Source organism: Pseudomonas sp. TE3786, from assembly GCF_054057335.1.
This window is the reverse complement of record NZ_JBSRZF010000010.1, coordinates 134,386-147,639: the sequence shown is the minus strand read 5'-3', so window position 1 is coordinate 147,639 and position 13,254 is coordinate 134,386. Positions and strand designations below refer to the sequence as shown.

At 61.2% G+C, this 13,254-nt stretch carries 9 protein-coding genes and 1 pseudogene; 3 read left to right on the top strand and 7 right to left on the bottom strand.

Translation table 11 applies throughout. The features are described from left to right. Nucleotides 1-51: 51 nt before the first annotated feature. Both ACVW0Y_RS13360 and ACVW0Y_RS13355 read right to left on the bottom strand, forming a co-directional pair. Nucleotides 52-1,173, bottom strand: a pseudogene (locus ACVW0Y_RS13360) (Cache 3/Cache 2 fusion domain-containing protein); the annotation flags it as partial. Nucleotides 1,174-1,370: 197 nt separating this feature from the next. Further along, a complete protein-coding gene (locus tag ACVW0Y_RS13355; RefSeq protein WP_457438812.1) occupies nucleotides 1,371-2,291 on the bottom strand; it encodes a LysR substrate-binding domain-containing protein in 921 nt (306 codons plus the stop codon). 152 nt (nucleotides 2,292-2,443) lie between these two features. Between ACVW0Y_RS13355 and ACVW0Y_RS13350 the strand changes: the two genes are divergently transcribed. After that, nucleotides 2,444-3,883, top strand: a complete 1,440-nt coding sequence (locus tag ACVW0Y_RS13350) for a NorM family multidrug efflux MATE transporter (protein ID WP_457438811.1) — start codon at nucleotides 2,444-2,446, stop codon at nucleotides 3,881-3,883. Here ACVW0Y_RS13350 and ACVW0Y_RS13345 read toward each other — a convergent pair. Continuing rightward, a complete protein-coding gene (locus tag ACVW0Y_RS13345; protein ID WP_457438810.1) occupies nucleotides 3,795-5,471 on the bottom strand; it encodes a putative bifunctional diguanylate cyclase/phosphodiesterase in 1,677 nt (558 codons plus the stop codon). The two genes, ACVW0Y_RS13350 and ACVW0Y_RS13345, sit on opposite strands and share 89 nt — an antisense overlap. Nucleotides 5,472-5,722: 251 nt before the next feature. On the opposite strand from ACVW0Y_RS13345, the gene rep reads away from it, so the two are divergent. Together rep and ACVW0Y_RS13335 are read left to right on the top strand one after the other, a co-directional pair. After that, nucleotides 5,723-7,732 carry a DNA helicase Rep gene (gene rep / locus ACVW0Y_RS13340; protein ID WP_457438809.1) on the top strand — a complete coding sequence of 670 codons (2,010 nt, stop codon included), beginning with the start codon at nucleotides 5,723-5,725 and terminating at the stop codon, nucleotides 7,730-7,732. Between the two features lie 67 nt (nucleotides 7,733-7,799). Further along, nucleotides 7,800-8,372 (top strand): xanthine phosphoribosyltransferase, encoded by a 573-nt coding sequence (locus ACVW0Y_RS13335; protein WP_457438808.1) that lies wholly within the window; start codon nucleotides 7,800-7,802, stop codon nucleotides 8,370-8,372. 96 nt (nucleotides 8,373-8,468) lie between these two features. On the opposite strand, the gene ACVW0Y_RS13330 is transcribed toward ACVW0Y_RS13335, so the two are convergent. The 4 genes from ACVW0Y_RS13330 to alr all read right to left on the bottom strand — a co-directional run bounded on the left by ACVW0Y_RS13330 (nucleotide 8,469) and on the right by alr (nucleotide 13,238). After that, nucleotides 8,469-10,595, bottom strand: coding sequence for an acetyl-CoA hydrolase/transferase C-terminal domain-containing protein (locus ACVW0Y_RS13330; RefSeq protein WP_457438807.1), 2,127 nt, complete (start codon nucleotides 10,593-10,595; stop codon nucleotides 8,469-8,471). A gap of 285 nt (nucleotides 10,596-10,880) precedes the next feature. After that, complete coding sequence (locus ACVW0Y_RS13325; RefSeq protein ID WP_457438806.1) at nucleotides 10,881-11,309, bottom strand: c-type cytochrome; 429 nt, start codon at nucleotides 11,307-11,309, stop codon at nucleotides 10,881-10,883. Nucleotides 11,310-11,500: 191 nt separating this feature from the next. After that, the gene (locus ACVW0Y_RS13320; RefSeq protein WP_108098013.1) at nucleotides 11,501-12,049 is read right to left on the bottom strand and encodes a cupin domain-containing protein; all 549 of its coding nucleotides are present in this window, start codon (nucleotides 12,047-12,049) and stop codon (nucleotides 11,501-11,503) included. 100 nt (nucleotides 12,050-12,149) lie between these two features. Then, the gene (gene alr / locus ACVW0Y_RS13315) at nucleotides 12,150-13,238 is read right to left on the bottom strand and encodes an alanine racemase (protein WP_457438805.1); all 1,089 of its coding nucleotides are present in this window, start codon (nucleotides 13,236-13,238) and stop codon (nucleotides 12,150-12,152) included. Nucleotides 13,239-13,254 lie beyond the last annotated feature (16 nt).

Here is a 13,254-nt window from a genome sequence, read left to right as displayed (position 1 = left end):
GACGTTCTCGGCGGCCCCACGAATACGCGACACCATGGTCGACAGTGCCTCACCCATCTGGTTGAAGCTGCGGGCCAGTTCGCCAATCTCGTCGTGGCTGGTGATATTCAGGCGCACGCTGAGGTCGCCGTTGCCGAGTGCTTGCGCCTGCTCCACCAGATCACCCAATGGGCGCAACTTGCGGCGCAGCAACCAGATCACCGCGCCAACCGCGAGCAGCAGGGTAATCAAACTGCCGATGGCCAACTGACTGCCAACATGCCAGGTCACCGCCTGGATTTCCGCCTTGGGCATGCTTGCCAGCACAGTCCAGGGGCCACCTGCAAAAGGCATGGCCACGCTATAAAACGACTGCTCGCCATCGTCCCAGAACTCACCATGCCCTGGTTTGGCGGCCAACGCGGTCACACCATCGACGACCTTCTCCGGCTGCTTGGCACCCGCCGGTGCCACCAGCCAATGCTTTTGCTCATCAAGCAGGGCCAGCGAACCAGTGGAACCAATGCGGAAGCGCTTGAGGTTATCGAACTGAGCGTTCTGCGCGTCGGTGTAATCGAAACCGACGAACAGCACGGCGATCACGCGCCCAGAAGGATCGGTCACCGGCGTGTACTGAGTCATGTAGAAACGGTCAAACAGCAAGGCCCGGCCCACGTAGTTCTGCCCACCCAACAAGCGCTGGTAAGCCGGATGCGCATGGTCCAGCACAGTGCCGATGGCGCGGCTGCCATCCTGTTTGGTCAGCGAGGTGGTAACGCGAATGAACTCATCACCATCACGGACAAATACGGTAGCCACACCAGCGGTCAGGTGGCGGAACTCATCGACCTCCTTGAATTCATTGTTCAGGCGCGTATCCCCCAGATACAACGCCGGCGTTTGCAGGGCCCCCACCGCTACACGTTCATCAGCGTGCACATTCAGGCCATCGCGAAAGCGCTGCTCGAACAACCCCGCCAGACGCTGGGTGCTTTCCCGCAGGCTGTCATGGAAGGTGCTCAACTGGTCCGCCAGCAGACGCGCTTCGCTACCCAGATGCTCTTCGCGGGTGGTCAAGGTGGCGTCGCTCAGCGAGCGCAACGCGAAGAGAGTGCTCAGACCAATCAACAACACCAGGATGACGGCCAGTGCGGACGCTAACTGCCAAGCGATGCGGGAACGTGGCTGGGACATTTACATCTCCGTGGGGGGTAATACGGCTGTGGGTAGGGCCGCTTTCCTTATACAAGCAGAAATAAGGCCGCCCGCTTGTGAAGGGCAGCCTGCTGAATAGGTGTTCGGCGGGGCGCGCAGAATACTTGAGTAAATTCGTGCGTCAATTAAAACGCGGCATTTAGCCAGTACTCTGTCGGAAATAGAACACAAAGACGTTACCGAAGATGTACGACGTCTGGCAACGTCATCGCGGCGACCTCGCTCAGCAGGTAATCTCGCAGCCTGAGATAGCGCGCCTGCCCCCGCCGCGCCTTTGGCCAGACCAGGTAATAGCTGTCGCCGCTGGCCACCGCACTTGGCCAGGGCAGACCCAGACGGCCGTGGGCAACGTCTTCGGCAATCATCACCAGGTCGCCAATCGATACCCCGTAACCGCGCGCCGCCGCCACCATGCCCAACTCCAGGGTGTCGAACACCTGGCCACCTTTAAGCGCGATGGCCTCGGTCAGGCCGGTGGCCTGCAACCAGCGCCGCCAGTCGCGGCGGTCAGGAGTGGGGTGCAGCAGTTCGGCCTGTTGCAGTTGCTCCAGGCTCCAGGGCCCCTGCTGCACTGCCTCAGGCGCACAGACCGGAATCAGCCATTCGGCAAACAGCTCGACGCACTCCCAGTCCTCAGGAAAGCCGCCCTTGCCCAGCAGCACGGCGCAATCGAAGGGCTCGTGTTGGAAGTCGACCCGATCCACGTCCATCCAGGCGCTGGTGAGCTGCACTTCCATGCCATCGTCCAACAGCCGAAAGCGCGACAGCCGGGCCAATAGCCAGCGCATGGTCAGGGTGGATGGTGCTTTCAGGCGCAGGGTGCCGTCATCTGAACTCAAGGTGCCGCAGGCACGCTCCAGGGCGGCAAAGCCATCGCTGATGCCCGGCAAGAGCATGCGCGCCGCTTCGGTGAGCTGCAGAGATCGGCCGGAGCGCTGGAACAGGCGGCAGCCGAAGTGTTCCTCCAGGGTGCGGATATGCCGGCTCACCGCACTCTGGGTGATGGCCAATTCCTGCGCCGCCTGGGTAAAGGAGGCATAGCGGGCCGCCGCCTCGAAGGCGCGCAAGGCGTATAAACCGGGAAGACGCTGGGGCATGGACGGGGCTCCTGATCACAGAAGCATGAGTTTAAATCATGCCTGACATCGTTTTTATCCTTTTGTGCCTAGCCAGTAAGGGCCAGAGAATGGCGACACTCAAAGCCCGGGCGGTGGTGCCTGGCAATTCTATTTCTTGAGCCAGACTCATTATGCCAACTGCAACCCGCGCCGAACTGAAAGCCATCCTGCGCCTGGCCGGCCCCTTGATTGCGGCGCAACTGGCGCACGTGATGATGGTGTTCACCGACACCGTGATGATGGGCCTGCTCGGCCCGGCCGCTCTGGCCGGCGGGGGCCTGGGCGCGGCGAGCTATTCGTTTGTGTCGATCTTCTGCGTTGGGGTTATCGCCGCGGTCGGCAATCTGGTGGCGATCCGGCATGGCGGTGGTGACCCGCATGGCGTGCTGCAGATCACTCAGAACGGCCTGTGGCTAGGCGGCGGCCTGGCGCTGGCAGCAGGTGTGTTGCTGTGGAATCTCGAACCGATTCTGTTGCTGTTCGGCCAAAGCCCGGACAGCGTGCACGGTGCCGGCCAGTTCCTTTCCACCCTGGTATTTGCCCTGCCCGGCTATATGACCTTTATGGCCCTGCGTGGCTTTACCAGCGCCATCGGCCGTGTCGGCCCGGTGATGGCCATCAGCATCGGCGGCGCGGTTGCCAACCTGGCGCTCAACTACGCGCTGATCAAAGGCTTGTTCGGCTTGCCCCATCTGGGCCTGGCGGGTATCGGCCTGGTAACGGCGATTGTCAGCAGTCTGATGGCGCTCTTGCTGTTGCTGCATGTGCTGCGCCACCCGGCCTACCACCGCTACCCGCTACTGCGGGGCCTGCTGCGCCCCGAGCGCGCCGCCATGGTCGATCTGCTGCGCCTGGGTCTGCCCATTGGCGGCACCTATGCGGTGGAGTCCGGATTGTTCGCCTTTGCCGCATTGTGTATGGGCGCTCTGGGCAGCACGCAGTTGGCGGCGCACCAGATCGCCCTGCAATCGGTGTACGTCGCCTTTATGGTGCCGGTGGGCATTTCCTATGCGGTGACCTTCCGCATCGGTCAGCACTTTGGCGCGGGGTGCCTGGAAGACGCACGACGCGCCGGACGGTTAGGTATCGCCGTGGGCGGTCTGTGCATGTTGGGCTTTGCCCTGCTGTTCTGGCTGGTGCCTGAAGCGGTGGTCGATCTGTTCCTCGATGCCAACGACCCGGCCTTCGCCGATGTCATCGCCCTGGCCGTCAGCCTGCTGGCCATCGCGGCGCTGTTCGAGCTGTTCGACGGCATCCAGACGATAGCCATGGGTGCCATTCGCGGCCTCAAGGATGGGAAAACCACCTTCTTCGTGGGCATCGTCTGCTACTGGCTGGTGGGGGCGCCAGCGGCCTGGGGGTTGGCCTTTCATCTCGGCTGGGGTGCCCAGGGCGTGTGGTGGGGACTGGCGGCAGGCTTGGCCTGCGCGGCCCTGGGGCTGACCCTGGGTTTTGAGTGGAAGACCGCGCGCTTGCTAAAACTCAGACCGGCAGCGGACTCGACAACATCGCCTGACGACTGCCGAACACCAGAAAGCGCGCCAGCTCGGCCAGCGGCAGAGGCTTGCTGACCAGGTAACCCTGCACCTGGTCGCAGCCGAACTGGCGCAGCAGCGCCAGCTGCTCGGCGTTTTCCACCCCTTCGGCGACCACCGCCAGCTCCAGGTTGTGTGCCAGGTTGATCATCGCCCGCACCAACTGGCGATTTTCCGGGCGATTGTCCATGCCGCCGACAAAGCTCTTGTCGATCTTCAGCATGGTGATGGGCAGGTTGTTCAGGTGCACGAACGAGGAAAAACCGGTACCGAAGTCGTCCAGGGAAAAGCGCACGCCCAGCTTGCCCAGGGCTTTCATGGTCTGCTGCACATGCTCGCTGCGGCGCATCACGGCGGTTTCGGTCAGTTCGAACTCCAGCCACTGGGCATCCACACCACGCTCGTCGATCAACCGCCCGAGCGTCGGCAGCAACTGGCTGTCCTGGAATTGGCGGAACGACAGGTTCACCGCCATATGCAGGGCCGGCAGGCCACGACCGCGCAGCCACTGCATATCGCGCAGGGCGCGGGAAATCACCCAGTAGCCCAGCGGCACGATCAGCCCGCTTTCCTCGGCCAGGGGTACAAATTCATTCGGTGCCAGCAGGCCACGTTCGGTATGCCGCCAGCGCACCAGCGCTTCCAGCCCGAGGATATGCCCGGTTTTCAGGCACAGGCGCGGCTGGTAATGCAGCTCCAGCTCATCCCGACGCAAGGCACGGCGCAGCTCGCTTTCCAGATCGGCGAGGCTGCGGGCGTTACGGTTGATGCGCTCGTCGAACACATGAAAGGTGCAGCCCTGGCGAGTCTTGGCCTGCTGCATGGCGATATGAGCGTGCCACATCAAGGGGTCGGCACCGGCATCGACGCGGGCATGGGCCAGCCCCAGGCTGCAGCCAATCAACAGACTTTCGCCGTCCACCCAGTAGGGCTCGGACAGTGCTTCGGTAATGCGCTCGGCGATGCGCTCGGCGCGCTCGGGGTCGCGGCGGATATCCAGGAGCAGGGCGAATTCATCGCTGCCCAGGCGGGCCAGGTGGTCGTCGACCGACAACTGCCCCTTCAAACGCGCCACCACCTGCAGAATCAGACGGTCACCCGCCTGGTGGCCGAGGGCGTCGTTGGCATGGCGGAAGTTATCCAGATCGAGGTGCCCGAGAGCCAGACCACGGCCTTTGAATTCGGCGAGCCGGGCGGTCAGCAGGGTCTGGAAACCCTGGCGGTTGGCGATGCCGGTCAGCGGGTCTTGCTCGGCCAGACGCTGCAGGGTGTCTTTCAGTACGCCGTGCTCACGCACGTAACGCAGGCAGCGGCGCAACATATCGGCATTCAAGTCGCCACGCACCAGCCAGTCGCTGACGCCAACCGGGGGTTCCTGCGGCTCCTGCTCCAGCAACAGTACGGTGGGCAATGGGCAGCTGCCAGGTTCAGGCTGCATGTGCACGGTGGTGAGGAGCAGGCCGGGGGTCTGGTCATCGAACAGGCCACTGGCGGCCGTCCAGGATGGCGCGGTAATCAACGCCGACGAGCTGCCCAACGCGGCCAGATGCTCACGCAATACCACGGCCCACTCCGGCGTTTCGGCCAGCAGGACTATACGCAAGGTTTCCACACGCGCAGACAAGCGACTTCCCCCAAAGCATTGCACACGGCGGTTCTACCGCCCTTTCGCGCCGTAATCGGCGTCTCTTGCGCACATCCTGTGCGATGTTTTTCCCCATCAGCCCCCGCTGATGCTGCACTAGCGTACTGCATTGTCTGAAATAACCAAGACCATCACGCAGCCAACAAGGGGTACGTCACAGTATCCAGACGGTTACGGCATTCTGCATCAGGCCTGCTAAAATGCGCGCCCACTTCTTTTGATACACGACGATGTCCCGACTCAATCCCCGGCAGCAAGAAGCCGTGAACTACGTCGGCGGCCCACTATTGGTGCTCGCTGGCGCCGGCTCCGGCAAAACCAGCGTGATCACCCGCAAGATTGCCCACTTGGTGCAGCAGTGTGGCATCCGCGCCCAGCACATCGTGGCGATGACCTTTACCAACAAGGCCGCGCGGGAAATGAAAGAGCGCGTCGGCACCCTGCTCAAAGGTGTCGAAGGCCGTGGCCTGACCGTATGCACCTTCCACAACCTGGGCATGAACATCATCCGCAAGGAATATGCGCGCCTGGGCTATAAGCCCGGTTTCTCGATCTTCGACGACGGCGATATCAAGGCCCTGCTCAGCGACATCATGCAGAAGGAATACTCGGGCGACGACGGTATCGATGAGATCAAAGGCTATATCGGCTCGTGGAAAAACGACCTGATCCTGCCGCCCGAGGCCCTGGAAGCCGCGCGCAACCCCAAAGAGCAAACCGCCGCCATCGTCTATATGCACTACCAGCGCACGCTCAAAGCGTATAACGCGGTGGACTTCGACGACCTGATTCTGCTGCCGGTAAAGCTGTTCCAGGACCACGCCGACATTCTGGAAAAGTGGCAGAACAAGGTGCGCTACCTGCTGGTGGACGAATACCAGGACACCAACGCCAGCCAGTACCTGCTGGTGAAAATGCTGGTCGGCCAGCGCAACCAGTTCACCGTGGTCGGTGATGACGACCAGTCGATCTACGCCTGGCGCGGCGCCCGCCCGGAAAACCTGATGCTGCTGAAAGAGGATTTCCCCTCGCTCAAGGTGGTGATGCTGGAGCAGAACTACCGCTCCACCAGCCGCATTCTCAAATGTGCCAACACACTGATCGCCAACAACCCCCACGCCTTCGAAAAGAAGCTGTGGAGCGAGATGGGCCATGGCGATGAGATCCGCGTAATCCGTTGCAAAAACGAAGACGCTGAGTGTGAGCGGGTGGCCATGGAAATCCTCAGCCTGCACCTGCGCACCGACCGTGCCTACAGCGACTTCGCGATTCTTTACCGGGGCAACTACCAGGCCAAGCTGATGGAGCTGAAACTGCAGCACCACCAGATTCCCTATCGCCTGTCGGGCGGCACCAGCTTCTTCGCCCGCCAGGAAGTAAAGGATCTGATGGCCTACTTCCGCCTGCTGGTGAACCCCGACGACGACAACGCCTTTCTGCGGGTGATCAACGTACCGCGCCGCGAAATCGGCTCCACCACCCTGGAAAAACTCGGCAACTACGCCACCGAGCGCAAGATTTCCATGTACAACGCCGCCGATGAAATGGGCCTGGGCGAACATCTGGACAGCCGCTATACCGAGCGCCTGCAACGGTTCAAACGCTGGATGGACAAGATCCGCCAGCAGTGTGTGGAAAACGAACCGATTGCCGTGCTGCGCAGCATGGTGATGGACATCGATTATGAGAACTGGCTGCGCCAGAACGCCTCCAGCGACAAGGTGGCCGAAGCGCGGATGGGCAACGTCTGGTTCCTGATCGAGGCACTGAAAAACACCCTCGAGCGCGACGAAGATGGCGACATGACCATCGAAGACGCCATCGGCAAGCTGGTGTTGCGCGACATGCTGGAACGCCAGCAGGAAGAGGAAGAAGGTGCCGACGGCGTGCAGATGCTGACCCTGCACGCTTCCAAAGGCCTGGAGTTTCCCTACGTGTTCATCATCGGCATGGAAGAGGAAATTCTGCCCCACCGCTCCAGTATCGAAGCCGACACCATCGAAGAGGAACGCCGCCTCGCCTATGTGGGCATCACCCGCGCCCGGCAGACCCTGGCCTTCACCTTCGCCGCCAAGCGCAAGCAATATGGCGAAATCATCGACTGCTCACCGAGCCGTTTTCTCGATGAATTGCCACCCGAAGACCTGGCCTGGGAAGGCCTCGAAGACACCCCGGTGGAAGTCAAAGCAGTGCGCGGCAATGCGGCCCTGGCCGATATCCGCGCCATGATGAAAAAGTGAGCGGGCGCGCTTGCCCACCCGCCATTCCTTTACTAAACCCAGCAACAGTTGAAATGAGAGCCCTGAGATGGAAGCGCTGAAAAACAAGATTATCGAAGAAGGCGTGGTGCTGTCCGACCAGGTGCTCAAGGTCGATGCCTTTCTCAACCACCAGATCGACCCGCGTCTGATGCAGCAGATCGGTTCGGCCTTTGCCGAACTGTTCAAGGATCAGGGCATCACCAAGATCGTCACCATCGAGGCCTCTGGCATCGCTCCCTCGATCATGGCCGGCCTCGAACTGGGCGTGCCGGTGATTTTCGCCCGCAAGTACCAGTCGCTGACCCTGACCGACAACCTGCTGGTGTCCAAGGTGTTCTCCTTCACCAAGCAGACCGAAAGCACCATCGCCGTCTCCGCCAAGCACTTGCTGCCCAGCGACCGCGTGCTGCTGATCGACGACTTCCTCGCCAACGGCCGTGCCGCCCACGGCCTGATCGACCTGATCAAGCAGTCTGGCGCGAGCATTGTCGGTATTGGCGTGGTGATCGAAAAATCCTTCCAGAAAGGCCGCGAAGAGCTCGATCAGCAAGGCTACTGGGTCGAGTCGCTGGCGCGGATCAAATCGCTGGAAGGCGGCAAGGTCGAGTTTCTCGAATAACCCATGCCACCCGCGGCCCTGTAGGGGCGGCTTTAGCCGCGATGCTCTGCAGATCAAAAGCATCGCGGCTAAAGCCGCCCCCACAAGGGATCTCCGTTAGCCTGCTGTCGCCTGTAAACCAGCCAACACCAGCTTCTGGTACAGCTGCTCCTTCAGCCCCTCCGGCTGCGCCAGTTGCAGGCGCTCCAGGTGCGCGTCGAACACGCCCGGCTCCGGCTGCAAGAACAGCGCCGCCTTGCCCAGATCGAGAATCTCGCTGAGCTTGAGTTTGCTCTTCAACCAGCGCAGCGCCCGCAGCAAGTCCTGTTCCTCATCGGTGAAATCACAGCCCAGCGGGTATTCGGCAAACAGCTGACGGTGTTTCTCGTAGCAGGCCTGCAGGCGCTCGGGGCTGTTGTTGCGGTACTCCTCGGCCAATACAAAGTCTTGCGCCAGCTTGCCGGCATCCTGTGCCTGCTGGATCAGTTCGTCCTGAAAGCGCGAGTCGGCAATCTGCAGCAAGGCGGTAATAACCTGCGCATCGTTCTTGCCGCGCAAGTCGGCGATGCCGTACTCGGTGATGACGATATCGCGAAGGTGGCGGGGAATGGTGGTGTGGGCGTATTGCCAACGGATATTGGAGCTCACTTCGCCGTCAGCCTCGCGCCAGCTGCGCAACATCAGAATGGCCCGGGCATCGTCCAGCTCCTGCGCCTGGGCGAAGAAGTCATACTGCCCGCCTACGCCACTGATCACCCGTCCATCTTCCAACTGGTCGGCCGCGCTGGCCCCCAGCAAGGTGATGCAGAACGCGCTGTTGATAAAGCGCGCCTGGCTGCGCTGCAAGCGCTTGAGGTCCTCCTGGCCGTACAGGCGATTGATATAGCTGATACCAGTCATGCCGATGCGTGCCCGGCGCTCGGCACTGAGCTGCTGCAAGCGCCGGTAGAACGCCTGCGGGCCGAGAAAAAAGCCGCCATGAATATAGACGCCAGCCGTGCTGGTTTGCAGGTAAGGCTGCAACGCCGCCACACACGCTGGGTTGTGCAGGTCGGCAACAATCATCTGGCCATTGGCAAAGCGCAGGTTCTGCCCTTCAATGCTCACCTCGCCGGCCAGCAGGCCCTGCGCCTGTAGCCAGGCAATCAGCGGCGCATCCAGCTCCAGGTCCGGCTCGGTGTCGCGCCAGAGCTGCAGATCCACCTGCCCCTGATCATTCAGCACGCCGGCATTGGCCAGCCCTTGCAGGCGCTCGTCAGGAAATACCGGGCGACGCACGATGCCGGCATCGAACAGCGCTAGCAGGCCGGGCACCAGCATTTCGCTACAGCCATAGAGACCGCGGGCAAACGGCTGCAAACCACCGAAACGCTCGATCAGAGAGGCCCATTGCGGCGCATTGAGGTCGTGTAGCAGCGCCTGGTAACCGGCGTTATTGCCCTGCCTATTAAGCAGGGCCGCGGTTACCGCATCGCCCATGGAGCCGATGCCAATCTGTAGCGTGCCGCCGTCGCGCACCAGGCTACTGGCGTACAAGCCGATGGCATGGTCGGCCACGCCCACCGGCATATTCGGCGTGGAGAACAAGGTGCTCGGCTCACCCGCCTCGACCAGCAGATCGAAGTCTGCCAGCGAACGCTCGGCATCCCCGGGCATATAGGGCAGATCGGCATGCACCTGGCCGACGCAGAGAATGGTTTCCCCTGCCTGCTTGCGCGCGTGCAGCAGCGGCAACAAGTCCAGGGTGATATCGGTATTGCAGCTGAGGCTCACGTGTTGCGGGCGGCTGGCATCGACCGCCACCAACTGCGCTACCACGTTGACGCCCTTGCGATTGAGGTCGCGCGCCACCTGGCTGTAGTTGAGGCTGACGTAATCCTGCTGGGCCTTAGGGTTATGCAGTTGGCTGCCGGGCTGCAGGTAAAACTCCTGCAGCTGCACATTGGTTGGCAGCTCGCCGCGGCGCTGGTCCTTGAGGTAATCCAGCTCAGGGTAGTTGCCGAAAACCCGCTGGAGAAACGGTGCCATCAGGCGTTTTTCAAGGTCGCTGCTGGCATGGGGACGACCGAGCGACAGCGCGGTGTAGATGGTCAGCGAGCGATGGGGCTCGGCCTTGACCCGTTGGTACAGGGCATTGACCAGACGATTGGGCTTACCCAGGCCAAGGGGCAAACCGAGATGAATCGGCCCATCGATGCGCAGAAGAATCTGATCGACAACGTAATCCAGAGAGCTAAGGGCCACAGATTTTTCTCCATAAAATCGCTTATGGAGTCTGACTGCAAAATCGTAAAGATGACGCCCCATTTGGTTGAAAAGAAAACCTCGCTCTCATGGGGATATGCGCTGGCCTTTACTCGGTCGAGATCTAGCGAGCTAGAGCAGTGCAAGGCGAAAACGCGTTTACAAGCGCAGTGGGCTGTAGCCCATGAGCATTGGAAATGCGTTTTCAACGCCGCAATGCCGACGCGCAGCCGATCGGTGCATATAAAAAAACCGCCCGAGGGCGGTTTTTTGAAATGCCAACCCTTACTTCAGGCCGGACATTTTCTGGATGGTTGCCTTCAGCTCAGCATCACTGCAATCAGCACAGGTGCCCTTTGGCGGCATGCTGTTGATACCAGTGATGGCCTTGGCCAGCAGACCGTCGAGGCCGCCCTGGTGGTCGGCGCGGTCTTTCCAGGCAGCGCTGTCACCGATTTTCGGAGCACCCAGCACGCCAGCGGTGTGGCAAGCGCCACAGTGCGCGGCAATGATGTCGTCCGGCGTTTTCGCGCCGCCGCCAGCAGCGGCAGCAACGGTTTCGATGCCTTTGCACTCTTCGCCCTGGATGCAGACTTCACCTACTGGCTTCAGTCGCGCAGCGATGTCGTCATTGGTCGTCGCAGCCTGAGCGCTGACCGCCCAGAGGGCCAACACAGCGACGTGCGCCGCCAGCATTTTCTTAATTAGGTTCACGCTTACACCCTCTATCGTGGCTAGTCACGCTCGCGGCCACGGTTGCGCGAGCGGGCGACAGTATACCGATTAGGCCACCGTGTCGGAACACGGCATCCTGTCGCAGGTCTTGGTAATCAAACATTGCCGCCCAATGGGCGACGATTTTCTAGTTTTTATACAAAGCTCGGCTGCTCAGCCCCATCCAGCACTCAGAAATTGGCGGGAGTGGTCGCGCTGATCAGCCGCGCAGGTTCAGCAAAGGGATTGCGGAAACGATGGGGCTTACTGCTTTCAAAGTAGTAGCTATCGCCACTTTCGAGAATATAAATCTCGCTACCCACCGTCAGCTCCAGGCGCCCGTCCACCAGCAGCCCGGACTCTTCACCCTCATGGGTGAGCATCTCGTCGCCAGTATCGGAACCCGGCGGATAGGTTTCGTCGAGAAAGGCAATGGCCCGGCTTGGATGCGCCTTGCCGACCAATTTCATGGTGACCGCGCCACTGGACAGATCGACCAGTTCGCTCGCTTTGTAAACCACTTGGGTGTGGTTGTCTTGTTCCACTTCGAGGGAGAAAAACTCGACCAACGACATAGGAATGCCTGCCAGCACCTTTTTCAGCGAGCTGATCGAGGGGCTTACGCTGTTCTTCTCGATCATCGAAATAGTGCTGTTGGTGACCCCCGCACGTTTGGCGAGTTCACGCTGAGACAGGCCTTTAAGCTTGCGAATAGATTGCAGTCGAACGCCGACGTCCAATGATAGAGCCCCCTTGGGAAGATGCGGATTTGAGGCCGCATCATCGCAACAGCGTTCAGTATTTACAACACTTGGACGGCAATCCTGTTCAGGCTCGGCGCTAAGCCCCGGAATAGACGAGTGGAGCCCGCCGTAAATTACAAAAAATCTGGTACGGAATGGTGCCGGCGGCTGCCGCTACATCGCTGGCAAGTACCTGTTTCCCCCACAATTCAACCCGACTTCTTACGCCAGCCTGAGGCAGATGGGTCAGGTCGACGGTCAGCATATCCATCGACACCCGGCCAATCAGACGGCTCGGTTGGCCATCGATGGTCACCGGTGTACCGCTCGGCGCATGGCGCGGATAACCATCGGCGTACCCCATGGCCACAACGCCCACACGGGTCGGTTGCTCGGTGACATAACGCGCACCATAGCCAATCGGCTCGCCAGCCGGCAGTTCACGCAGGCTGATGATTTTCGATTCAAGCGTCATCACCGGCTGCAAACGGGCGGCATGTTCGTGTGGGGTTTCGAATGGGCTGGCGCCGTAGAGCATCAGGCCGGAGCGCACCCAGTCGGTTTTCTGCAAGGCGGGGAAACGCGGCGACCAGCCGAGAATGGCCGGGGAGTTGTACAGGCTGACCTCGGCCTGCAAACCCTCGCGGGCCTGGGCGAAGGCCGTCATCTGTTCTTCGCTACGCGGGTTTTCCAGCTCATCGGCGCGGGAAAAGTGCGTCATCAACACAATCTTCTCGACCTTGCCGCTGGCCTGCAGGCTGCGGTACGCGTCCTGATACTGCTCGGGGAAAAAGCCCACGCGGTGCATGCCCGAGTCGAGTTTCAGCCATACCTGTAGCGGCTTGCGCAGTTGCGCGCGCTCAATGGCTTCCACTTGCCAGGGCGCGTGCACCACGCACCAGAAATCATGCTCGACGATCAGCGCCAGCTCATCGGCTTCGAAAAAACCTTCGAGCAACAGAATCGGCCCGGTGATACCTGCGGCGCGCAGGCTCAACGCTTCTTCGATAGCGGCCACCGCAAAACCGTCCGCCTCGTTCTGCAACGCCTGGGCGCAAGGCACCGCGCCATGGCCGTAGGCATCGGCCTTGATCACTGCCAGCGCCCGGGCACCAGTCAGTTCACGGGCCAGACGGTAGTTATGGCGCAAAGCAGCGAGATCGATCAGGGCACGGGCGGGACGCATGGCGACGGTCTTCTTG

Bases quoted from the DNA above. Each gene is read 5' to 3' on its own strand.
- ACVW0Y_RS13355 (WP_457438812.1), bottom strand. From the start codon at position 2,291: ATGCCCCAGCGTCTTCCCGGTTTATACGCCTTGCGCGCCTTCGAGGCG.
- ACVW0Y_RS13350 (WP_457438811.1), top strand. From the start codon at position 2,444: ATGCCAACTGCAACCCGCGCCGAACTGAAAGCCATCCTGCGCCTGGCC.
- rep (WP_457438809.1), top strand. From the start codon at position 5,723: ATGTCCCGACTCAATCCCCGGCAGCAAGAAGCCGTGAACTACGTCGGC.
- ACVW0Y_RS13335 (WP_457438808.1), top strand. From the start codon at position 7,800: ATGGAAGCGCTGAAAAACAAGATTATCGAAGAAGGCGTGGTGCTGTCC.
- alr (WP_457438805.1), bottom strand. From the start codon at position 13,238: ATGCGTCCCGCCCGTGCCCTGATCGATCTCGCTGCTTTGCGCCATAAC.